This window comes from Clostridium paridis, from assembly GCF_016765615.1.
Classification (GTDB): domain Bacteria; phylum Bacillota; class Clostridia; order Clostridiales; family Clostridiaceae; genus Clostridium_T; species Clostridium_T paridis.
Genome location: NZ_JAESWA010000023.1, coordinates 195,118 through 218,956 on the forward strand (window position 1 = coordinate 195,118; position 23,839 = coordinate 218,956).

A 23,839-nucleotide genomic window follows, 5' to 3' on the forward strand; every position below is an offset into this window, starting at 1 on the left:
ATGAGTATGTTTAATTCATTAAGAATAAGTGCATCAGGACTTTCGGCTGAAAGATTAAGAATGGATACTATATCTTCAAATATTGCCAATGTTAATACATCTAGAGGTGAAAATGGAAAGCCTTATGTAAGAAAGATAGCTGTTTTTCAAGAGGCATTAGATGATAAACAACAACTTAATGGAGTTAAGGCTGTTGGGATTGTAGATGATAAATCACCATTAAGAAAAGAATATGACCCAACTAATCCTGATGCGGATGAAAATGGTTATGTTACAATGCCTAACGTGAACATATTAAATGAAATGGCAGATATGATTTCAGCTTCAAGATCATATGAAGCAAACGTAGATACATTAAACGCAAACAAGAATATGTTTATGAAAGCTTTAGAGATTGGTAAATAGGGGGATATAATAAATGAAGATAAATAGTTTTATACCAAATACAGATATATTTAAAAGTATGGAACCAAATAATACTAAAACTAGTACAAGTGGTGATGACTTTTTAAAGGTACTAAAGGATAAACTTCAAGAGGTTAATGATAAGCAAATTAATGCTAACAATATGACAGATGCAATGGTCAAAGGTGAGGATGTTAATATCGAGGATGTTATGTTATCTCAAGAAGAAGCTAAAATGTCATTAGATTTAGCGGTACAAGTTAGAAACAAGATAGTGGATGCAATACAAGAGTTGAATAGAATGCAGATATAATGGTAAGGAGTGCAGTAAATGGGTAGAATTAAAGACGTAATTAAAAAGCTGCGAGATAAGATGAACTCCTTTCCAAAAGGGGTTAAGATTTCTCTGATTATTGCAGTTGTGGCAATTTTGATTGGAGTAATAACATTTAGTTATTATTCAAGCAAAAATAAGTATGGTGTATTATTTTCCAATCTAGAATCTGAGGATGCAGCTACTGTTACAACTAAGTTAAAGGATGGGAAAGTAGATTATAAGGTTTCAGGTCAATCCATCTTAGTTCCAAAGGCACAAGTAGATGAACTAAGATTACAGTTAGCTTCTCAAATATCAACTGGCAGCAAAGGTTATGAAATAATGGACAATGCTAGCTCTTTTGGTATGACAGATGAGGAGTTCAAAATAGAAAAGGTTAGAATGCTGCAAGGAGAATTAGAAAAAACTATTAAAGGTTTTCCACAAATAGCAGCAGCTAGAGTACATATTAGTCCAGCAGAAGATTCAGTTTTCGTTAAGGACAAGACACCGGGAAAAGCAGCGGTATACATAAAATTAAACCCAGGTACAAAACTAGATACTGATCAAGTAAGGAGTATAGTGGCATTAGTATCTGGAAGTACTGAAAATATTCCAAAAGAAAATATTGAAGTTGTAGATGATAAAATGAACCTTTTATCAAAAGACTTATATATAGATGGACAAGACACAGCAAGTTCTGCATCTGTACAGAAACAAAGTGATCTTGAAAAAGATTACGAAGCAAAATTAGAAAAAGCTATAGTTGATTTATATGAACCAGTAATCGGAAAAGGAAAAGTAAATGCCAAGGTAAGCGTTGATTTAGATTTTGATTCTAAAACAAAGACACAAACAGTAGTTGATCCTAATAAGGTAATTGTAAGTCAACAAACATCTAAAGAAACTAATACAAACAATGGTGGTACAAATTCATCAAGTCCAGTTGATAACAACATGAGTAACACTATTTCAAATACAAATGGAAGCACTACATCTACTAAAGACAGTCAGACTACAAATTACGAAGTTGGTAAAACAGAAAATAAGGTAATTAGCGCACCAGGTGAAGTTAAGAGATTAACCGCGTCTGTTATGATAGACGGAAAGTTAGATGCTCAAACTCAACAACAAATAAGCGACTCTGTAGCAAATGCAATAGGTCTAGATAAAACAAGAGGAGATCAAATATCTGTTCTTGGAATGAATTTTGATCCTGCAGCTAAGGATCAAGCTCAAGCTGAATTAGATGCAATGCAAAAAGAAATTGACAGCCAAAATAGAATGAAATTAATTAAAGTAATTGCCGCTATAGTTGGCGCAGCAATAGTTCTTATAGGTGGATTAATATTCTTCTTAAGAATGAGGAGAAAGAACAAAGTAGAAAAACAAGAACATTTACTAGATATAGTAGTAGGGGAAGAAGCTATTCCTCATAAAGAACCAATATCTTTTGCACCGTTAGATTTTGAACCTAATGATGAAAATACTCATATTCAAAATGAAGTTAGAAAGTATGCAAAAGATAAACCAGATCAAGTTGTAGATGTTGTTAAGTCATGGTTAACAGAAAGTGAGAGAGGATAAAATGGCAAAAGAATCAAAGTTAAATGGAATTCAAAAAGCAGCAATACTTTTTATTACTCTTGGACCAGAGGCTTCGTCACCTATTATTAAGAAGTTACCTGAAAGTGAAATACAAAAAATAACATATGAAATTGCTAATATTACTTCAGTAACGTCAGATCAAAGACAAGAAATTCTTAATGAATTTATGGAAATGAATAAAGCTAGAGACTATATACTTGAAGGTGGTATGGACTATGCAAGACAACTTCTTTCTAAAGCATTAGGAACAACAAGAGCGGAAGAAATTCTTGAAAAAGTTTCAGATGCTACTGCACAATATAGACCGTTTTCTATTGCTAGAAAAGCAGATGCTCATCAACTATTAAATGTAATATCTAATGAGCATCCGCAAACTATAGCACTAATTCTCTGTTATTTACAGCCAGATAAAGGCGCTCAAGTTATGGCGGAATTACCAGAAGAAGTTCAATCAGAAGTTGCATTTAGAATTGCAACCATGAGTAATACATCCCCTATGGTAATAAAAGAAATAGAAAAAGTTTTAGAAGGTAAGTTATCTTCAATGATAAGAACAGAAATGACAAGCTTAGGTGGAGTTCAAACACTTGTTGATATATTAAATCAAGTTGATAGAACTACAGAAAAGAATATTACAGAAAGTCTCGAAAGAGAAGATGCTGAATTGGCAGATAAAATTAAGAGTTCAATGTTTGTATTCGAAGATATTATTACTCTTGATGATGTATCGATTCAGAGAATACTTAGAGAAGTCGAAGGTAAAGATCTTGCTCTTGCGCTTAAGGGATGTTCTGAGGATGTTGCAAATGCTATATTTAGAAATCAATCTAAGAGGGCAGCTGCTTCTTTGAAAGAAGATATGGAATTCTTAGGACCTGTAAGACTTATGGATGTTGAAAAAGCTCAACAGAAGATTGTATCTGTAATTAGAAGGTTAGATGAAGCTGGAGAAATAATCATTTCAAGAGGTGGAGAAGATGCAATCATCTTATAGTGTAATAAAAAGAGAAAATTTACAAGTTGGTGAAGAAAAGTTTGTAAAAACTGAGTATTCACCAGTAGTTCATAGAGGCGAATTCTCTGAAAATGATAATGAAAATAATAGGATTGTACAAGAAAAGATAGATAGTATCTTAGAGAGCCATAAAAAGATTGCTCAGGAAATAATTAATAATGCAAAAGCTGAAAGAGACAAGCTGATTGAAAGTGCATTACAAGAGATAAAAATCTTAGAAAAAGAAGCTTATGAGAAGGCTTATGAGCAAGGCATGCAAAATGGATATGAAGATGGTAGTAAAAAAGGATATGAGGAAGCGTATGAGAAAAATATAGAAATTGCAAAGGCAGAAGCTACTGACATTTTAAATCAAGCCTCCGATATTCTAATAAGTTCTAAAAAAATCTATACTGACTATCTCCAAGAAAAAAAAGAAGACATAATTAAGTTATCAATAAATATAGCAAAAAGTGTTTTAAAGAGAGAATTAGAGAAGGAATCAGGATTAGATTCCTTAGTTGAGGAATATATTCAATATTCAAAGGAAAGTAGAATATTTGTAATTAAGTGTAATCCAGAGCATGGGGAAAGCATAAAAGCACATATTCAAGGTTGGAAAAGTATCTATTCTATAGAAGAAATTCATGTAATTTTAGATGAGAATATGGCACCAGGAAATGCAGAAATTCAAAAAGACAATGGTAAATGTATAGTAGGATTAGATATAGGTTTAAAGAAAGTAGAAGAAGCTTTAATAGGGTAGGTGAAGATAGATGCTTTCATTAGATTTTCCGCTTCTTAATAAGAAGATAAGAGAATTATCTCCAAGTTACATAGAAGGAAGAGTAAAAAAAGTAATTGGACTTACTGTTGAAACAGAAGGAATTAAAGCATTTGTAGGTGAATTGTGTACAATTTATAACGAAAAAAATGATCCTATTAAATGTGAAGTAGTTGGATTTAGAGATGATTCTGTTATTTTAATGCCACTTGGTGAGTTATCTGGCATATCACCTGGATGTAGAGTTGTACCAGAAAGAAAACCACTAAGTGTAAAGTGTAGCGATGAACTTCTAGGTAAGGTTTTAGATGGACTTGGATATCCATTGGAGGGTGAAGAAATTAAATTTGGAGAAGAATATCCTCTTGAGAATGACCCACCTGATCCTATGAAGAGAAAAAGAATAACAGATGCTTTGCCTACTGGAGTAAGAGCTATTGATGGTTTCCTAACATGTGGTGAAGGACAAAGAATAGGAATTTTTGCAGGTAGTGGAGTTGGAAAAAGTACAACACTAGGTATGATTGCAAGAGAAGCTAAGGCAGATATTAATGTTATCGCTCTTATAGGTGAAAGAGGTAGAGAGGTTTTGGATTTTATTCAAACTGACTTAGGAGAAGAAGGGATGAAAAAATCTGTTGTTATATGTGCTACCTCAGATAAACCAGCTTTAATCAGGCTTAAAGGTGCATTAACAGCTTCAGCTATAGCAGAATACTTTAGAGATAAAGGTAAAAAAGTTATATTGATGATGGACTCAGTTACGAGATTTGCAATGGCTCAAAGAGAAGTTGGACTAGCAATTGGAGAACCACCGGCAACTAAAGGATATACCCCCTCAGTTTTTGCAAAACTTCCAAAATTGCTTGAAAGATCGGGAACATCAGACAAAGGATCAATAACAGCATTTTATACAGTTCTTGTTGATGGTGATGATTTTAATGAACCAATAGCAGATACAGTGAGAGGTATTTTAGATGGACATATTGTTTTATCGAGAGCATTAGCCCATAAAAATCATTATCCAGCAATAGATATATTAAATTCCGTTTCAAGACTTATGCCTTCAATAGCAGAAGATGTGCATAAAAATGCAGCTTCCCAGGCTAGAGATTTACTTGCAACATATAAAGAGTCAGAAGATCTTATTAATATTGGTGCATATGTAAAAGGCAGCAACAAAAAAATTGATTTAGCAATTCAGTATAATCCTTATATTGAAAACTTCTTAAAACAAGGAATTAAAGAAGAATCAAGTTTTGATGAAAGTATTAGAACATTAACTTCATTGTTCTAATAGGAGGGAAAAATGGGTGAGAGGTTTACATTTAAATTAGATAAGCTTTTAGATATGAGAGTGAAAAATGAAGAAGAGTCAGTAAGACTTTTCAAAGATACGCAAAGAGAAAAAATTATCATAGAAGAAAAACTTGATGATATGAGGAATGACTATGATAGATACAGAGGTATTAAACCTGGTGAAAGCATTGTATATCAGAAAATAAAAAGAAATTATATGACAGCTCTTAATCAGGGAATTGCAGAAAAGGAAAAAGAGCTTGAAATTAAAGACCGAGAACTTGAAATAAGGCGTGATAACTTAAAACAACGAACAATCGAGAGAAAGACAGTTGAAAGGTTAAAGGAAAAGAAATATGAAGCATTTACTAAAGAGCAAGACAGAATTGAGAGAGTTAATAATGATGAATTTGCATTATATGCATACATAAGAAACACTGAAAGGGGGTGAGAATAAGTGAATATAGGTAAAATCAATTTTAGTACAGACATTAACTTATCTGAAAGTAAAGTTAGTTATAAAAATGATAGACAGCAAAACTTTAAAGACTATTTTGATAACTCAGTGAAGTTAAAGGAAGATGATAAAAAGGCTGACTTAAGACAAGTTGATTCTGTTGATAACAATAGAAATGTTAAAGCAGGTGATTCTAAGGAAGAAGTAAAGAATGTTAAGTCCACTGAAGACAATGAAAAAGTTGATGGAAAAGATGGGGACAGAGACACAAATACTTCTAAAGAAAAATTAGAAGAAGTAGTTAAAAAGCTTGAAGATCTTAAAGATGAATTAGCTAAAATTCAAAAAGATAACAAAGGTGATAGCAAGAGCATAGAGGATTTGCTTTCTGTTATAAATTCATTAATATTAGCTCTTCAAAACCTTAAGGATCAGAAAAATGGTATTTCTGAAACTCAAGGAGTAAATGGTCAATTAACAAATACAATGAATTTATTGGGGGGACAGAGCCTTCAAAACTCACAAGATTTATCCTTAGCGGATATTCAAAACAAGGCTTTATTTACTAAAGTTAATGATATTATCCAGGAGTTGAAATTAAATCCTGTTCAAAATGGTGAAACGGGAAATATTAGTGCAGAAATAGTTAAGTTACTTACTGATATGGATGGTGGAGAACAGTTTAAAGACATCTTATCTAAGTTACAAGACGTAGTAAAAGAAATACCAAAGGTTATAGTTGATGCGACAAAAGATATGAATACTTCTAATGTAAGTAATCAGGTTTACATAACTGATTCAAAAGTAGAAGAGGGTAATGCTAAAGCTACGGATGAAACTACGATAAAGAATAATAACTCTTCACAAAAAGGTAATGAAAATGGCTTAGCAAGTGTTGGTAAAACAAATGCAGATGCTACAAGTATTGCAAAAACTGTAGATGTTTCTTCTAATGCTGATGGAAGCAAAGAAGAGAGTAATTCTGAAAGTTCAAAAGAAGATGATTTTTTACAAAGCATTCTAAAGGGAAAAGGGAACGACAACTTTGATAAAGTAGCACAATTAAATCTTAATAGAGTACAAGTTCCTGTAGATAATGTAGTTAATGAAGCACAAAGTATTTCCAAGGCTAATATTACTCAAGATGTAATAAAGACTATTAAGTTTATGGAAACTTCAAGTTTAAAAGAGCTTACAGTTAAGATGAACCCTAAAGATTTAGGTGAAATTACTATTAAACTAGTGGCTCAAGGAGAACAGATGAAAGCTACTATAAATGCATCAAATAAAGAAGCATATGATTTATTAAATTCAAAAGTTCAGGAGATAAAGAACACTTTAAATACTCAGAACATTAAAATTGATGACGTAAATGTTTCTTTAAATGATAACTATACAGCTTTTAGTTCAGGACAAGAAAGTTTTGGAGCAGAAAAAGGAAATGATGGAAGAAGTAATTCATCAGGTAAAACAGAGACTCCTGAGATTACAGAAATAACTGATGAGACTGAAGAGACTCTACTATATAATAATTTAAATAAATTAGCATAAGGAGGTATATATGGGAAATCCACTTAATTCAGCAACAGTGCCTACTAGTTACACAGGAGCTAGAGCGACTGATAGAGGTACTTCAATAGTTAAACCAGGAAGCGATATGGATAAGAATTCATTTCTTAAGATATTATCAGCTGAGCTTTCAAACCAAGATCCAACTCAAAACCAAGATTCAACACAATATATTTCGCAAATGGCTCAGTTTACTTCAATGGAACAAATGGCTAACTTAAACACTACAATGTCAAACTTTGCATCAAACTCCTTAACTGGAAAAGGTGTAACTCTTAAGGAATTAGATGATAAAGGAAATCCGATAACAGGAGTAGTACAGGCTGTAACAAATCAAAATGGAAAAACAACATTATCTGTTCAAATTAATGAAAATGGACAAAATGTATATAAAGATTTTGATATGTCAGACGTTGTGACAGTATTAGAAGTTCCAGATTATTCACTACCTGCATTATCAAGTTTAAACGGGAATATGAGCTTATTAATGGCTACAAGTTTTATCGATAAGAAGGTTCAATTAAGTGATAAAGATAGTTCAGGTAATTATATAACAGGGGTAGTTGTGGGTGTTACAAAAGACAATGGTGTTGTAAATATAAGAATGAAAAATGATTCAACTGGCGAGATAATTACAGTTGGCGTTGACAAAATAACAAAGGTAGATAAACAATCTGAATCTGGAACTACAGCATAGTAAAATAAGATGAGTTACAGAATAATTAATGGACATGCTTATCCTATAGGAAATTTTCCGGAACCTAAGGAAATTACAAGAAGCAGTGAGACAAGTAATACAAATAGTAGTTTTAAAGAAATACTTAAAAATGAAATTAAAAATAGTACTTTAGGAAACAAGGAAGGTTTTACTCTCTCAAATCATGCAGCTGAGAGATTAAGTGAAATTAATTTCACACAAGCAGACTATAAAGAACTTGAGAAGGGGTTAGGAAAAGCTAGAGAAAAAGGTTCAAAAAATACCTTAATGTTATATAAAGACGTAGCTATAATCGCTTCAGTTCAAAACAATACCATAATAACAGCAGTTGATAAAACAAGGGCACAGGAAAATGTGTTTACAAATATCGATAGTGTAGTAATATTATAGGCTGGACCTTATTAGGAAGCCTAAGCCTGTGGAATGACGGAAGCAGGAAAAAATGAATTTATGGAGGTCAAAAAATGTTAAGATCAATGTATTCAGGTATAGCTGGTATGAAAGCTAACCAAACTAAATTAGATGTTATAGGTAATAATATATCAAACGTTGGAACAACAGCTTTTAAAGCTTCAAGAGCAACATTCCAAGACACTTTATATCAAACAGTTAAATCTTCAATGTCACCAAACAATAACCAAGGTGGAGTTAATGCTCAACAAGTAGGTTTAGGTGTTCAACTTGCAAGTATTGATACTATCATGACTAACGGTATGATGCAACCTACAGGAAGAGCATTAGATGTTGCTATAGATGGAGATGGATTCTTCATGGTTAGTAGCGGACCTACAGTATTTGGCGATAAAACATTACAAGTAAGCCAAAGAGCTGGAGCACATAACATAACAGAACAATCACTTGCAACATCAGGTTCTCAACTTATGTACTCTAGAGATGGAGCATTTGTACTTGATGAAGAAGGTAATCTTCTTACTGCAGATGGATATAGAGTAATGGGTTACTCTCTAACAAACGATGATAATGGAATAGATGCATCAGGATTATCACCAGCAGAGGAATCAATTGGAGACCTTAATTTCTCCTTCGGACCAGGATCACAACTTAATGGCTACAGCATAGCATTAGGTGAAGTTGGACCAGGTACTGTAACTTCAGCTACAGTAGACAAAGTAAGTAAAAAGATAATTTTAAGTGGAGATTTTTCTACAAATTCAACTTTAAATTCAGATCAAGTGGAATCAGCTCTTAATAAAGGTATATCAGCAGCAGGTATATCACAAAGAATTAATGTAAAAGGAAATATACCAAGATATGCTAACTTAGGTAGTGATCAAATTCTTGGAGGATCTGATGATACAGCTCCAAGTTCACTTAATTTCTTAGGTGTTAATTTTAAGTTTGAACCAGGTTCTAAATTAAATGGATATTCCTTTAAATTAGGAAAGGTATCAGATCCATCTACAACTGCAGATATTACTGGAAAAGTAATTACAATTAATGGAGACTTTTCAAATGGAACAGTAACTGCATTAGATATTATAAACGCAGTAAATACTAAACTTGATTCAGTTGGTGGGTTCAATAAACTTTCTACTGATTATACAGGTTCAGTAACAAGTGGATTATCACAACTTAAAGATACCTTTGATAGTACAGGTAATAATGGAAGTGCACCAACAGCAGTAACTGCAGCAGGATATGGGATTACTTTCACAGGAAAAAGTTCAGCTTTAAATGGATTTAAAATAACAGTTGCTGATGATAAAACAAAAACTCCAAGTGTAACAGTAGATAGAAGTCAAAATACTATTACTATAGTTGGAGATTTAGCTGGAGCTGGTGTAAATTCAGGAACTCCATATAGTGCAGCACAGCTTCAAACTGACTTAAATAATAAATTAAAACAAAGTGGAATAGATCCAACAGTATTAACTACAACTGTAGGAGGAAGCTTTACAGGAGCAGCAAGTTCAACTACTACTGTAACTGTTGACAATGCAGGTAAAGAATTTACAGCACCTACAACAGTAGATTTCCTTGGCTTAAAAGTAACTTTGCCAAAAGGCTCAACTTTTAATGGATATACTATTAAAGCAGGTGACTTAAATGCAACAGTAACAAATGTTACTGTGGATACAGCAACAAACACAATAACAGTTGATGGACCATTCTTACAAGGAACTGTAACAGCAACTGATCTTGCAAATCAATTAAATTCAAAGCTTACACCAGCACCAGTAGCACCAAATTTAGCTACAGTAACAGGAAACTTAACATCACTTTCATATCAATCAGATATAATTGATGGTGGTTCTGATTTAAAAGCACCAGGAACTGTAACAGTAGATGGTATGACATTCGCACCAGTTCCAGGAGGTTCTTTAAATGGATACACAGTAAGAATGGGAACTGTAACTGCAGGAACTAAAACAAGTGCTGATGTAGATGAAAAATCTAAGACAATCACAATTAATGGTGATTTCCAAACATTTGGAGCTACTGATGTAGCAACAATACAAAATGCTGTTAAAAAGGCACTAGCTGGAAAGAGTATTTCTCAAGGAATTACTGTTTCAGGAGTACCAGGATTAGTACAAGGAGAAACTCAAAGAACAAGTGGGGGTACTCCAGTACAAAGTATTGATACTGATGGAGCAATAGAATATGTTGATGGAACAAAGGATCTTAAAGCATATGATGAAAAGCTTAAAACTTTAAGAATCCCAGAAAGTGTTAAGGTTCCAGGAACTAATGAAACTAAAAAAGTTAAGTCTTACACAATAGATAAAACTGGAGTAATTAAAGCAGTTCTTGAAGATGGATCCGTTGCAGCACTTGGTCAAATAGCAATTGCCGGATTTAAAAACCCAGAAGGTTTAAGTAAATTAGGTAAGAATCTATATGCACAATCAGCAAACTCTGGAGAAGCAACAATAAAGAGTGGATTAGAAACAAAGGGTGAGGATAACTCACAAGGTTTTGGAGATACTGTACAAGGGATGCTTGAAATGTCAAATGTTGACTTAGCAGAACAATTTACTAACATGATTGTTACAAATAGAGCATTCCAAGCTAGTGGAAAGATGATTACTACTGGTGATGAAGTTCTACAAGATATAATTAACCTAAAAAGATAAAAATTAGACTATTAGGGAGCTTCTCTTTGAGAAGCTCACTAATATAAATTGGAGGAATTATGATAAAGTTAACTGGTATGAATGGAAAAGATTTTCTTCTTAATGCTGATCATATTGAAAAAGTAGAAGAAGTTCCTGAAACTTTAATAACATTAACCAATGGAAGAAAGTACATAGTGTTGCAATCTACAGAAGAATTAGTTGATGAAGTAATAAAATATAAAAATAAGATATTCAACATAAAGATCTAGGAGGCGCAAATTGATGAAAAAATCAGATAACCTAACTTTCATTGGGCTTATCCTAGGTGCAATTGTACTGATCTTAGGGATGGCCATAGGAGGAAATAGTTTACTGATATTTTTGAATATACCAGCTTTATTTATAACTGTAGGTGGGTCAATTGCAGCATTATTCGTAAATTATTCAGTAGCAGAAATAAAAGATATAGGGAAATTATTTGGCCAATCGCTAAAAGAGAACAAATTTACAGGAGTAGACCTTATTATACAATTTTCTCATTTCTCTAAAAAAGCTAGAAAAGAAGGATTGTTATCGTTAGAAAACGATATAGCTATACTAGAGGATGACTTTATGAAGAAAGGTCTTCAAATGGTAGTGGATGGGTTTGAAGCTGATACCATCAAAGAAATTTTAGAACTTGAAATTGATGAATTGGAGAACAGACAAGAAAAGGGAGCTACTATTTTTAAAGCCTGGGGAAGTTATGCACCAGCTTTCGGAATGATAGGTACTCTTATTGGGTTAATCCAGATGTTAGCTGGACTAAATGATTTAAACACAATTGCATCTGGAATGGCAAAAGCATTAGTTTCAACATTTTATGGTGCAATAATTGCATACTTATTCTGTAATCCAATTTCACAAAATCTTTTAGTTAAAAGTTCTAAAGAAGCGTCCTTTAGAGGGATGATTCTTGAAGGGATTCTTTCAATCCAAGAAGGAGTAAATCCTAGAATAATTGAAGAAAAATTAAGCACTTATTTATCACAAAAAGACAGATTAGAATATTTAAGATGGAGTTCTTCGATAGAAGGAGAGAGTCTAAATGGTTAGAAAAAGAAAAAATAGAGGTGGACAGTTGAGTGGTGATGAATGGTTAGGAACATTTTCACACACAATAACGATAGTACTAATATTTTTTATACTTCTATTTTCATTTTCGTCAGTAAATGAAAATAAATTAAAAGGAGTTTCAGAAGCACTCAATAATATTGTTAATGGCGGAGGAACTAATATTTTATCAAATAATCAAAGTACTCCAGAAAGTGACAAAGTAGACACATCTAAAGTTATGACAGAAGATACCTCATCTGTAAATACAAATAAACAAATGCTTAGCAAGGTAAATGATTTTATTAAAGAGAACAACCTTGGGAGTGTAACAGAGATAAAAAGTGACAAGAGAGGAATTACCATAGACCTTAAGGATACAATATTATTTGAATCTGAAAAGGCTGATTTAATTCCAGAGAGTAAGAATATTTTAGATAAATTGAGTACACTTTTATCATCAATTAATAATGAGATTATTATTGAAGGTCATACAGATAATGTACCAATTAACAATTATAAGTTTTCATCAAATTGGGAATTGTCTTCTATAAGAGCTGTTAATATTGTTAGATATTTTACTGAAGTAAAAAAACTTGAACCATCAAGGTTTCAAGCATCTGGATATGGTGAATTTAGACCTTTAGTAGATAATTCAACACCAGAAAATAGAGCGAAAAATAGAAGGGTAGATATTTTGATAGTTGCAACTAGTAAAGGAGAGTAAGGGATTATGGCAGAGAAAGAGAAAAAAGACAAGAAAGAGAAAAATGGTGGAAAAGGCAAATTTTTAATATTAGTGATTTTAATTGTTGCAGTGGCAGGAGCTGGAACATTTGGGGGAGTTTATTTTTACATGAAATCCCATGGAGCGGCTGCTGAAAAGACCGTTGAAACAACTTCATTTGAACTAAGTAAAGAAGGCCAATTAATTAATCTTAAAGACAAAAGATATGTTAAAGTTAAGGTAACTCTTGTATATGATATTAAGAATACAAAATTGGCAGAAGAACTTACAACTAAGACACCGATAATTAAAGACAGAATAATTAACATTTTTAACTCTAAGACTGCAGATGAAGCATTATCTAATAAAGTAGCAATTCAAAAAGAATTATTGAAACCAATTAATGCAGAGTTAACTAAGGGACAAATTATTGAAGTTGTCTTTGATGATTTTGTAGTTCAATAAAAGGGAGATAAAATGACTGATACAATTGAATTAGTATTTAGATTAGCTATTGTATTACCATTAATATTATTTTTACTAATAATAACATTAAGATTTATAAATAAAAAATCAAACACTTTAACTAATGGAAGATATCTTAATGTAGTTGAAAGAATTCAAATTAGTAAGGAATGTTATATAACTATTGTAAAGATGGGAGAAGTAGGGTTTGTTATGGCTGTTTCCCCGGGAAATACTGCAGTAGTAAAAGAATTATCAAAAGAAGAATTAGAAAGTATCATGAGAGATAAAAAACAATCTCAGCAAGAACTTATAGATACATATCAGAAGTACGTATTAGCTTGTTCAGATACATTAAAGGATAAATTTAAGAAATTTAGAGATAGAGGACGAGGCAATGAATAAGAAAAGAGTTTTTAAATATTTACTAGTTTTTTTTGCAATATTTTTAACATTTAATAATAAGGTTTTAGCAGCTGAACCTCAGTTTAATGTATCTGTTAATCCTGGTACTACTCCAACTGATTTTGTAACAGATATAAAGTTACTTATTTTCTTAACAATTTTGACATTATTACCTTCATTTATAGTTATGGTAACATCATTTACAAGAATTGCAGTGGTATTATCATTTCTGAAAAATGCATTAGGTGTTCAGCAGGCTATACCATCACAAGTTATGGTTGGACTCACCTTATTTTTAACATTATTCATAATGCAGCCCGTATATACGGATATAAATGCAAATGCACTTCAACCTTATATGCAGAGTAAAATTACACAACAGCAAGCTATTGACGCAGGGTCAAAACCTTTAAGGGAATTTATGTTAAAACAAACTAGGCAAAAGGATTTGAAGCTATTTATTGAAACTTCAAAACTTGATCAAACTAAAATTGATAAGGATAATGTTCCACTTTATGTAGTGATACCTGCATTTGTTATTAGTGAGCTAAAAACTGCATTCCAAATAGGATTCTTGATTTTCTTACCATTCTTAATAATTGATATGGTAGTAGCATCAGTTCTTATGTCCATGGGTATGTTTATGTTACCACCAGTAATGGTGTCCTTACCATTTAAATTATTACTATTTGCAATGGTTGATGGATGGTATTTAGTTGTTAAATCTCTAATTATGAGTTTCTCGTGAGGTGTATAAATGAGTGAAACAATGGTTTTAGGAATAGTAAAAGATACATTAGTTACTGCCCTTAAGGTATCTGCTCCATTTTTGGTAGTAGCACTTGTAGTTGGATTAATAATAAGTATTATTCAGGCTACAACGCAGATACAAGAACAAACATTGACTTTTGTTCCTAAATTAGTTGCTATTGCAGCTGTAGGATTAATTTTAGGTAGTTGGGTTTTACATCAACTTCTTAGTTTTACGGAGAGAATATTTGAAATAATTGCAACAGTTGCAAAATAGGAGGAGAATCTTGATTAACACAGTATATTTTTTAGCAATTTTCTTGATTTTTCTAAGAATAGGTTCTTTTCTTATTATAAGTAGAATATTTTTTCCATCAGGAACACCAAATGTAGTTAAAGTATTTTTTGCATTTATTTTATCATATATGATAATAACAGGAATAAATTATGATCAGCTTAAGTCAATTAATGATAATTTTGCGCTGATTTTTAATTGCGTAAATGAAGTAATGACTGGAATAATGCTCGGAATTATTGTGAATTTATGTTTTGAATTCATAAAGTTTGCTGGTGCTTGGATGGATATACACATAGGGCTTAGTATGATAAACTTGTTTGATGTAACATCTCAAAGTACCTCAACTTTGCTTAGCAATATATTTCATTGGATTGCACTAATGGTTTTCTTTTTAATAGATGGACATCATATGTTAATAAGGGAATTAATTGAAAGCTTTAATGTTGTGCCGCTAGGGCAAACAATTGTTTACCAAGATACTTTAAATCAAGTATTTTTAGCTTTTAGTAAATATTTTGTAATAGGTTTGAAAATAGCAATACCAATTGTATTGATAATTATAATTGCAGACCTTTGTATGGGTTTAATTTCTAGAACAGTTCCACAGTTAAATGTTATGATACTGGGAATGCCTTTAAAGATATTAGTAGGATTTTTAGCAATAATGGTTGCATTACCAACATTAGTTAAATTTATTATTGGTGCATTTAATGTGTTGCCTGATATTTTTAAAGGAATTTATGGTGCTGTCCCCATGGTTTTAATCTTTGCAGATGAAAAAACTGAGGAAGCAACCCCTAAGAAGAAAAGTGAATCTAGAAGAAAAGGTCAAATTGCTCGTAGTAAAGATGTTAATTTATCATTAACGCTACTTGCATGTACATTACTCATATCACTATTAAGTGGGTATATGGCTAATAATTTTAGAAGTGATATGATTTATTTTCTCAGCGAAAATTTTAATAAGCAGCTTACAGAACTTACTGCAAGAAATTATATCATAACAGCGCTTTATAGAATTGCAATAAATGCATTACCAATTATTTTACCAATTACAGTAGCAGGGGTAGTGGCATCATTAATGCAAACAGGCTTTTTAATTACTGGTGAATCAATAAAACCATCACTAGGGAAGCTAAATCCTTTAAAGGGATTTAAAAATATGTTTTCTAAAAGAAGTTTTTTAGAATTAGGTAAAAATATTATCTTAATAATTTTAATAGGATATTTAAGCTATAGCTTTGTTATAAATAATTTTAATAGTATATTGAGTATGGGAAGTGTTTATTTACCCTCAATAGGAATAGAGATAAAATCGTTAGTAATGGGTATATTTACCAAAGTAACCTTATTGATGATTGCATTGTCTTTAATGGATTATATTCTACAGGTGAGAATATTTAATAAAGAGATGAGGATGTCAAAACAAGAAGTAAAAGAAGAATATAAGCAAATGGAAGGCGATCCTCAAATTAAGGGTAAAATAAAGCAAAAGCAAAGAGAAATTGCTTCAAGAAGAATGATGCAAGCTGTTCCAGATGCAACTGTAGTAATTACAAACCCTACACATATAGCAGTTGCATTAAAGTATGAAGAAGGCGGAATGGAAGCTCCTAAAGTAGTGGCAATGGGTGCAGATCATGTTGCTATAAAAATAAAAGAAATAGCTAAAGAAAATAAAATTCCAATTATAGAGAATAAGCCACTTGCGAGAGCAATGTTTGATACATTAGATGTTGACTCAGAAGTTCCAGCAGATATGTATCAAGCTATTGCAGAAATTTTAGCTTTGGTATACAAAATGAAAAAGTCGTAGTATAAAAGGATGGATGAATATTTATGGAAGCCTTTGGTAAAAATAAGTTTAAAGATAATATAGGAGTAATATTTGCCTTTTTAGTTATTGGAATAGTACTTATGATTATTATTCCATTGCCTACATGGTTATTAGATATTTTAATTGCAATAAATATTACTGTTTCACTTGTAATTATATTAACTACAATGTTTACAACAAATGTATTGCAATTATCTGTATTTCCTACGTTATTATTAATTACTACATTATATAGGTTAGCACTTAACATAACATCTACAAGACTTGTATTATCACAAGGTGATGCTGGAACAATAATATCAGCATTCGGTGGCTTCGTTGTTGGAGGAAACTACACTGTAGGTATAATAATATTCATTATTATTATGGTCGTTCAATTTATAGTAATTACTAATGGTGCTGGTAGAGTATCTGAAGTATCTGCGAGATTTACTTTAGATGCAATGCCAGGAAAGCAAATGAGTATTGACGCTGATTTAAATGCAGGGCTTATTGATGAAGCTGGTGCTAAGAGAAGAAGAGAAGATTTGCAATTAGAAGCAGATTTTTATGGAGCGATGGATGGTGCTTCGAAGTTCATTAAAGGTGATGCCATAGCAGGTATAATTATTACATTAGTAAATATACTTGGTGGAATAATAATTGGTGTACTTCAAAGAAATTTGCCATTAGCGCAAGCAGCACAAGATTATGTTAGATTAACAGTTGGAGATGGACTTGTATCTCAGATTCCTGCATTATTAATATCTACAGCTTCTGGTATATTAGTTACACGTTCAGGGTCAGCAGATAATCTAGGAGAAACTTTAGGCAAACAATTAACAGCCTTTCCTATAGTTTTGGCTATGGCAGGAATAATTACATCAATAATAGGATTACTTCCAGGATTCAATCCGATCCCCTTCTTTATAGCAGGAGGGGCATTAGGAACTGCATCTTATTTCCTATTCAAAGAAGAAAAGCAAAAAGAAGAGATGGAATTTCTTCAAGCGGAAGATGACCAAATGGAAATTGAGAGCAAAGAGCCGGAAAATGTTATGAATCTAATTTCTGTCGAGCCTATGGAAGTTGAAATAGGATATGGATTAATTCCTTTAGCAGATGAAAGTATTGGTGGTGATTTACTCCAAAGAATAGCATCTGTTAGAAGACAATGTGCTATTGAAATGGGGATAATAGTCCAGCCAATAAGAATAAGAGATAATCTTCAACTAAAAACTAATGAATATGTAATTAAAATTAGGGGTACGGTGGTAAATTCGGCAGAATTAATGTCTAGTATGCTTTTATGTATGGATCCAACAGGAGAAAGTACAGATATTCCAGGTATTAGAACTATAGAACCTACTTTTGGATTGCCAGCCGTATGGATAAATAAAGATCAAAAAGAAGAGGCTGAAATAAGAGGATTTACAGTTGTAGACCCTACTACAGTAATGGTTACACATTTAACTGAAACAATTAAAGCACATGCGTTTGAGCTTTTAGGAAGACAAGAAGTTAAGATGATTGTAGATAATACTAAAGAAAAATACTCTGCTGTTGTAGAAGAACTTATACCAGATTTACTTACTATTGGAGAACTTCAAAAAGTATTACAAAATCTTCTTAAAGAGAAAGTTCCAATAAAAGATATGGTTACAATTTTAGAGTCTTTAGCAGATAATTCAAGAAATACTAAAGATCTAGAACTTTTAACTGAATATGTTAGATTTGCGTTATCAAGAACAATATGTAATGGGTTAATAGATGAGGATAGAGCAATAACAGTTGTTACTTTGCAACCAGGAATTGAAGATCTAGTTGCAAATAATACTCAAAAATCAATACAAGGTTCATTCCCAGCAATAGATCCAGATACAACTACTAGAATATTCAACGGAATAAGAGATGTGGTTGAAAGAATTAATTTCTATAATAATCAACCTATAATTTTGGTATCGCCTAAAATAAGACCTGCGTTTAGAAGGCTTATTGAGATGGTATTTCCTCATATAATGGTTATTTCATTAAATGAGATACCAAATGATGTAGAAATTAGAACCGAAGGAGTTGTAACTATATAGATGATAATAAAGAAGTACATAGTAAAAAATATGAATGAAGCTATGACAAGAATAAGATATGAACTAGGGAAGGATGCCGTAATTCTTAGCAATAGAAAGATAAGAAAAGATGGAATTAAAGGTTTTTTTTCACCTAAATTATTAGAAGTTACAGCTGCAGTTGAGAAGCTTCCGGAAGCAAAAACTGAAAAGAAAAATAAAAGTGAAGTTGAAAATTCCATTGATTCTTTAAGAAAGATAATGGAAAGAGAAATATCTAATAGAAGTACTGAAAATAGAGACTCATTATTTGAGGAAAATAAAGCAGCTGAAAGTATTAAAAAAGATACTTCAGATAGTCAGCTTAAAAACGAAATGCAAGAAATTAAATCAATGCTTGCTAAGGTCATTGATAAAGATGAAAATGCAATAAAAGATGAGTTTGATGAGTTCTTAGATGAAAGAGATATTGAAGAAAAATATATACAAGATTTTAAAAATGATTTAAATAATAATCTATCTTTTGAGGATAAAAAAGAACAACTTAGGGAATATCTAAGAAATATAGTACAAATTGATTCTAAACCATTATCCGGAAGAGTAGTATTTGTAGGACCAACTGGGGTAGGCAAGACTACAACAATTGCAAAAATTGCAGGAAAGTTATCATTGATAGAAAGAAAAAAAGTAGGCCTTATTACTATTGATACTTATAGAATTGGTGCAGTTGAACAATTAAAAACATATGCAGAAATAATGGGTATAACTTTAGAAGTAGTAATTACACTTAAAGAGATGGAACTAGCAATAGAAAAACTAAGTGATTGTGATGTTATATTAATAGATACTACTGGAAGAAGTTCTAAAAATAAGATGCAATTATCTGAATTAAGAGCTTTTGTTGAGAAAGCAAAACCAGATGAAACATATTTAGTAATTTCATCAATAATTAAAAATAAAGATATAGAAATTATACTAGATGGATATAAATTATTAAGCTATGATGGTATAATAGTAACAAAGCTAGATGAAACTTCTGTGTATGGTGGATTAGTTCAAATAATTAAAGAATCTAATACTCCAATATCATATATTACTACAGGTCAGTCAGTTCCAGAAGATATTAGAGCTGCTGATAAAGAAGAAATAGTGAAACTTATTCTTGGGGAGGATACTGTATGCTAGATCAAGCTGTAAAACTCAGAGAATTAGCTGGTCAAGATTTAGGAAAAACCAGAAGTAAGATTTTAACTATTACCTCTGGAAAAGGTGGAGTAGGTAAAAGCAACATAGTAATTAATCTAGCTATTGAACTTCAAAAGCAAGGAAAAAAAGTTCTAATTTTTGATGCAGATATTGGAATGGGAAATGATGATGTCTTAATGGGGATATTCCCTAAACATACTTTGTTTGATATCTTAAATGATGAAATGTCCATTGATAAGGTTTTAGTTGAAGGGCATATGGGGGTTAAACTTTTATCTGGGGGTTCGGGTATAAATCGAGTTGAAGATTTATCTGAAAGAGAGAGAGAAAAGTTTTTAGATAAGATTCAAAAACTAGATGAATATGATTATATTCTTATTGATACAGGAGCAGGAATTAATAGAAGTGTATTAGCATTTATTTCTTGTTGTCAAGAACTGATTGTTGTTACAACACCTGAACCTACATCATTAACAGATGCATATAGTTTATTAAAAGCAACAAAGCATTTTAAAATTAAAGACAAAGCTAGTGTAATAGTGAATAAATCTCTTTCGTTCAAAGAAGGTCAAGATACCTTCAACAAGTTCAAAAGCGCAATTGATAGATTCTTATTTTTAGAAGTAGACTATTTGGGTGCAGTTCTTGAAGATAGAAAACTTGTTCAAGCAGTAAGAGAGCAATCACCATTTACCATATCATATCCTAACAGTGATGCAGCAAGATGCATTAAAGATATTGCTAAAAAATTAGAAGGGGAAGTAAATAATCAAGCCAATATTGGAGCAAATGGATTATTTAAAAGAATTTTTAGTATATTTTCTTAGGGGGAAATGATGAAATCACTTAGAATTGGGTTAAATAGGGTAGTATCAATATTTTGGAAAGATGAAAAAGTATATAAGGCAAGTGTTCAAGATGAGGAAGAAGGTTTCTTCTACATAAATTTGCCAGTTTGTGACGGAGAGTATTTATTCTTTGTAGAAGGGCAGAAACTATCGATGCTCTTCAATGATGAAAATAATATATATAAATTTGAAACTACGGTTATAAAAAGAACTTTAGTTAATCAAATGCCATTGTATAAACTAGAAATTCCAGAAAATTATGAAAAAGTTCAAAGAAGAGATTATGTAAGAATTGAGTTTGTACAAAAATTACAATATGTAAGATTAAGTGATAAAAATGAAGAATTAGATAATGAGTATAAAGCAGCATTACTACTAGATATTAGTGGTGGTGGATTAAGAATGAAATCAAAAGAAAAGAATTCTATAAATGATAAAGTTCTGATAAATATTTCTTTTGAAAATGAAATAGTTGGCATAATAGGAAGAATAGTTAGAATAAGTAAATCTGAAGATAAAGAATTTATATATGGAATAAAGTTTGATGAAAATCAACGATCTTCTAGGGAAAAAATAGTTAGAATAGTATTTAAATTAATGAGAAAACAAAGAGGGTTAGTTTAGAATTTAAGGGGGAAAGACCATGGAATTAACTGTACCTGATCAATCAAAAGAACAGTTAGTAGAAAAATATATACCTTTAGTAAAATATATAGCTTCAAGGGTAATAATAGGTAAAACTAAATATATTGAGTATGACGATCTATTGGGATATGGTATGGTAGGATTAATGGATGCGATTAATAAGTTTGATTATAGCAGGGGAATGAAATTTTCAACGTATGCATCTATAAGAATTAGAGGTTCTATGATTGATGAAATACGAAAGAATTCCCCCATCACAAAAGGTGCTATAGATAAGCTCAATAGATATAATGAAGCGGTGGAAAACCTTCAAAGAAGATTGCTTAGAGAACCTACAAATGACGAAATTGCAAAAGAACTAGGTATTTCAATTAAAGATATTGGAGAAATAGAAGGTTACATAAATTACATTTCTGTTCTATCATTAGAAGACATAATATTTTCAGATGATGAAGATGTTACTGTAAAAGGAATGATTCAGGATAAGAATAGTCCTTCACCAGAAAAAGAAATGGAGGATAAGGAAGAAATAGAAATGTTACAAAAATCCTTAGAAATGCTCAATGAGAAAGATAGAATGATACTTAGCCTTTATTATTATGAGTCTTTGACTCTTAAGGAAATTGGTAAGGTACTTGAAGTATCAGAATCAAGAGTTTGTCAATTACATAGTAGAGCAATAAGAAATCTAAGAAGTAACATGAAAACTTTAAATTATACATAAAAAAGAATTAAGACTATACATAAAGTGGGTGTGCTATGGCAGTTTTCATTATAATAATATCAATTGCTCTAATTTACATAAACTATAGAGCATTGAAAAAAGATAAAAATTCAAGTTTTAGTGACATATTGGCTCATAAGGAAGAAAATATTAGTGATATACAATATGAAGTTGGTAAATTGAGACGAGAGTTTAGTGAAACTATTCTAGAACTCCAAAAAGAGATTATAGAGTTAAAAGCTAGGGACAGAGGCAATGAAAGTAATAAAGATGATTTAGATATAAAGAAAAATGGTACATATTTCGATAATGAAAATGTGGAAGAATTTGAAGAAGTTGATGAGAATGAGACTATACAAGTAAATGATTCCAATGGCGATAAAGATATTGAGCTATCTTCAAAAAAAGAGTATTCTAATGATATAGAAGAAAATGAAGTTGATGAAAATCAATCTAAAGACAAAGTAGAGTTAGTTAAGGAACTAATAAACAAAGGGTATGATGATGACAAAATATGCGAAAGCCTTTCAATTGGAAAGGGGGAAGTACTATTAATACGAGGATTGTTAAAAAATTCAAAGAATTAATTAATTTTTTAAGTGATAAAAAATTACTAATGGGAATTGGAATTGGTATGATTTTAGCAACAATACTAATGTTAGGATTTAATAGGAACAAGGAACTTTCAAAAAGTCAGATTGAAGAGAAGGCAAGATCATTTGGAATGTTATATGAGGATGAATGTAAAGTGATTTTTAATAAGGATGTGACAACAAAATGATAAGAGGATTATATACGGCAGTTTCTGGATTAGTTTCACTAGAAGCTAAACAAGATTCAATAACCAACAACTTAGCAAATGCAAATACAAATGGATTTAAAAGTGATGATGTTAAATTAAAGAGTTTTAAAGAAGTTTTAATTGAGAATAGAGATAAGGTTTCCGGCGGAATGAATGTACGAAACCAACTAGGTTATTTAAGCTTAGGATCAGCTATAGATGGTACATATACAAAATGGACTCAAGGTTCAATTAATGATACTAATAAGGATACAGATTTTGCAATTGAAGGTGCTGGATTCTTTGTAGTAAGAACTAATACACCTGAAGGGGTGAAAGAGCATTATACCAGAGATGGAAGCTTCAGGATCGATGCTCAAGGGTATTTAACTACTAGTTCAGGTGATGCTGTTATTGGGACCAATGCATCTGGTGCACAAGGGCCAATATATGTTGGAAATGGTAAACTTGCTGTTGATGGTAGTGGAAATATTAATGTTGATGGAAAACCATCAGGTAAATTATTAACAGCTAATTTCCAAGACTACGGTACTCTTAAAAAAGTTGGGGACAACCTATACGAAGGACAAAATCCAAATTACCAAGCGAATACTTCTATTAAGCAAGGTTCATTAGAGAAGAGTAATGTAAATATAATGAGTGAAATGGTTGATATGATTTCGGTAATGAGAAGCTTTGAAAGTAATCAAAAAGTTATACAAACTATTGATGAAACTTTGGGTAAAGCTGCAAATGAAGTTGGAGCAGTTAGGTAGGAGGATGATG

Annotated in this window: 27 protein-coding genes; all 27 read left to right on the forward strand. The window is 31.5% G+C overall.

Features of this window, described 5'->3' with window-relative positions; translation table 11 throughout:
- Positions 1-405, forward strand: a complete 405-nt coding sequence (flgC, locus tag JK634_RS14045; RefSeq protein WP_202768305.1) for a flagellar basal body rod protein FlgC — start codon at positions 1-3, stop codon at positions 403-405.
- 13 nt (positions 406-418) lie between these two features.
- Positions 419-718, forward strand: coding sequence for a flagellar hook-basal body complex protein FliE (gene fliE / locus JK634_RS14050; RefSeq protein WP_202768306.1), 300 nt, complete (start codon positions 419-421; stop codon positions 716-718).
- An 18-nt stretch (positions 719-736) separates the two neighbouring features.
- The gene (gene fliF / locus JK634_RS14055; RefSeq protein WP_202768307.1) at positions 737-2,308 is read left to right on the forward strand and encodes a flagellar basal-body MS-ring/collar protein FliF; all 1,572 of its coding nucleotides are present in this window, start codon (positions 737-739) and stop codon (positions 2,306-2,308) included.
- A gap of 1 nt (position 2,309) precedes the next feature.
- Positions 2,310-3,323: a flagellar motor switch protein FliG gene (gene fliG, locus JK634_RS14060; protein WP_202768308.1), complete on the forward strand. Its 1,014-nt coding sequence runs from the start codon at positions 2,310-2,312 to the stop codon at positions 3,321-3,323.
- Positions 3,307-4,089 (forward strand): FliH/SctL family protein, encoded by a 783-nt coding sequence (locus JK634_RS14065; RefSeq protein WP_202768309.1) that lies wholly within the window; start codon positions 3,307-3,309, stop codon positions 4,087-4,089. The genes fliG and JK634_RS14065 overlap by 17 nt, the downstream gene beginning before the upstream one ends.
- 10 nt (positions 4,090-4,099) lie before the next feature.
- Positions 4,100-5,404 carry a flagellar protein export ATPase FliI gene (fliI, locus tag JK634_RS14070; RefSeq protein WP_202768310.1) on the forward strand — a complete coding sequence of 435 codons (1,305 nt, stop codon included), beginning with the start codon at positions 4,100-4,102 and terminating at the stop codon, positions 5,402-5,404.
- Between the two features lie 12 nt (positions 5,405-5,416).
- Entirely contained in the window at positions 5,417-5,857 is a 441-nt protein-coding gene (fliJ, locus tag JK634_RS14075) for a flagellar export protein FliJ (protein ID WP_202768311.1), read from the forward strand.
- Between the two features lie 6 nt (positions 5,858-5,863).
- Positions 5,864-7,414, forward strand: a complete 1,551-nt coding sequence (locus tag JK634_RS20665; RefSeq protein WP_202768312.1) for a flagellar hook-length control protein FliK — start codon at positions 5,864-5,866, stop codon at positions 7,412-7,414.
- A 10-nt stretch (positions 7,415-7,424) separates the two neighbouring features.
- Positions 7,425-8,129, forward strand: coding sequence for a flagellar hook capping FlgD N-terminal domain-containing protein (locus JK634_RS14085; protein WP_202768313.1), 705 nt, complete (start codon positions 7,425-7,427; stop codon positions 8,127-8,129).
- A gap of 9 nt (positions 8,130-8,138) precedes the next feature.
- On the forward strand, positions 8,139-8,540 hold the full coding sequence (locus JK634_RS14090; protein WP_202768314.1) for a TIGR02530 family flagellar biosynthesis protein: 402 nt from the start codon (positions 8,139-8,141) through the stop codon (positions 8,538-8,540).
- A gap of 74 nt (positions 8,541-8,614) precedes the next feature.
- Positions 8,615-11,248 carry a flagellar hook-basal body complex protein gene (locus tag JK634_RS14095; RefSeq protein ID WP_202768315.1) on the forward strand — a complete coding sequence of 878 codons (2,634 nt, stop codon included), beginning with the start codon at positions 8,615-8,617 and terminating at the stop codon, positions 11,246-11,248.
- Between the two features lie 59 nt (positions 11,249-11,307).
- Entirely contained in the window at positions 11,308-11,499 is a 192-nt protein-coding gene (locus tag JK634_RS14100; protein WP_202768316.1) for a flagellar FlbD family protein, read from the forward strand.
- Between the two features lie 13 nt (positions 11,500-11,512).
- Positions 11,513-12,325 carry a motility protein A gene (locus JK634_RS14105; RefSeq protein WP_202768317.1) on the forward strand — a complete coding sequence of 271 codons (813 nt, stop codon included), beginning with the start codon at positions 11,513-11,515 and terminating at the stop codon, positions 12,323-12,325.
- Positions 12,318-13,049 (forward strand): OmpA family protein, encoded by a 732-nt coding sequence (locus JK634_RS14110; RefSeq protein WP_202768318.1) that lies wholly within the window; start codon positions 12,318-12,320, stop codon positions 13,047-13,049. Before JK634_RS14105 ends, JK634_RS14110 begins: the two co-directional genes overlap by 8 nt.
- Positions 13,050-13,055: 6 nt before the next feature.
- Positions 13,056-13,514: a flagellar basal body-associated FliL family protein gene (locus JK634_RS14115; protein WP_202768319.1), complete on the forward strand. Its 459-nt coding sequence runs from the start codon at positions 13,056-13,058 to the stop codon at positions 13,512-13,514.
- A 12-nt stretch (positions 13,515-13,526) separates the two neighbouring features.
- Complete coding sequence (locus JK634_RS14120) at positions 13,527-13,919, forward strand: flagellar biosynthetic protein FliO (protein WP_202768320.1); 393 nt, start codon at positions 13,527-13,529, stop codon at positions 13,917-13,919.
- Positions 13,912-14,667 carry a flagellar type III secretion system pore protein FliP gene (gene fliP / locus JK634_RS14125; RefSeq protein ID WP_202768321.1) on the forward strand — a complete coding sequence of 252 codons (756 nt, stop codon included), beginning with the start codon at positions 13,912-13,914 and terminating at the stop codon, positions 14,665-14,667. Before JK634_RS14120 ends, fliP begins: the two co-directional genes overlap by 8 nt.
- Before the next feature lie 9 nt (positions 14,668-14,676).
- Positions 14,677-14,946: a flagellar biosynthesis protein FliQ gene (gene fliQ, locus JK634_RS14130; protein WP_202768322.1), complete on the forward strand. Its 270-nt coding sequence runs from the start codon at positions 14,677-14,679 to the stop codon at positions 14,944-14,946.
- A gap of 10 nt (positions 14,947-14,956) precedes the next feature.
- The gene (locus tag JK634_RS14135; RefSeq protein ID WP_202768323.1) at positions 14,957-16,783 is read left to right on the forward strand and encodes a fused FliR family export protein/FlhB family type III secretion system protein; all 1,827 of its coding nucleotides are present in this window, start codon (positions 14,957-14,959) and stop codon (positions 16,781-16,783) included.
- A 23-nt stretch (positions 16,784-16,806) separates the two neighbouring features.
- Positions 16,807-18,870 carry a flagellar biosynthesis protein FlhA gene (flhA, locus tag JK634_RS14140; protein ID WP_202768324.1) on the forward strand — a complete coding sequence of 688 codons (2,064 nt, stop codon included), beginning with the start codon at positions 16,807-16,809 and terminating at the stop codon, positions 18,868-18,870.
- On the forward strand, positions 18,871-20,034 hold the full coding sequence (gene flhF, locus JK634_RS14145) for a flagellar biosynthesis GTPase FlhF (protein WP_202768325.1): 1,164 nt from the start codon (positions 18,871-18,873) through the stop codon (positions 20,032-20,034).
- Positions 20,028-20,882, forward strand: a complete 855-nt coding sequence (locus JK634_RS14150) for a MinD/ParA family protein (RefSeq protein ID WP_202768326.1) — start codon at positions 20,028-20,030, stop codon at positions 20,880-20,882. Before flhF ends, JK634_RS14150 begins: the two co-directional genes overlap by 7 nt.
- 9 nt (positions 20,883-20,891) lie before the next feature.
- Positions 20,892-21,527, forward strand: coding sequence for a flagellar brake protein (locus JK634_RS14155; RefSeq protein WP_202768327.1), 636 nt, complete (start codon positions 20,892-20,894; stop codon positions 21,525-21,527).
- Positions 21,528-21,546: 19 nt separating this feature from the next.
- On the forward strand, positions 21,547-22,272 hold the full coding sequence (locus JK634_RS14160; protein ID WP_202768328.1) for a FliA/WhiG family RNA polymerase sigma factor: 726 nt from the start codon (positions 21,547-21,549) through the stop codon (positions 22,270-22,272).
- A gap of 35 nt (positions 22,273-22,307) precedes the next feature.
- Positions 22,308-22,859, forward strand: a complete 552-nt coding sequence (locus JK634_RS14165; protein ID WP_202768329.1) for a hypothetical protein — start codon at positions 22,308-22,310, stop codon at positions 22,857-22,859.
- Between the two features lie 29 nt (positions 22,860-22,888).
- Complete coding sequence (locus tag JK634_RS14170) at positions 22,889-23,053, forward strand: hypothetical protein (RefSeq protein ID WP_202768330.1); 165 nt, start codon at positions 22,889-22,891, stop codon at positions 23,051-23,053.
- A complete protein-coding gene (locus JK634_RS14175; protein ID WP_202768331.1) occupies positions 23,050-23,829 on the forward strand; it encodes a flagellar hook-basal body complex protein in 780 nt (259 codons plus the stop codon). Before JK634_RS14170 ends, JK634_RS14175 begins: the two co-directional genes overlap by 4 nt.
- Positions 23,830-23,839: the final 10 nt, after the last annotated feature.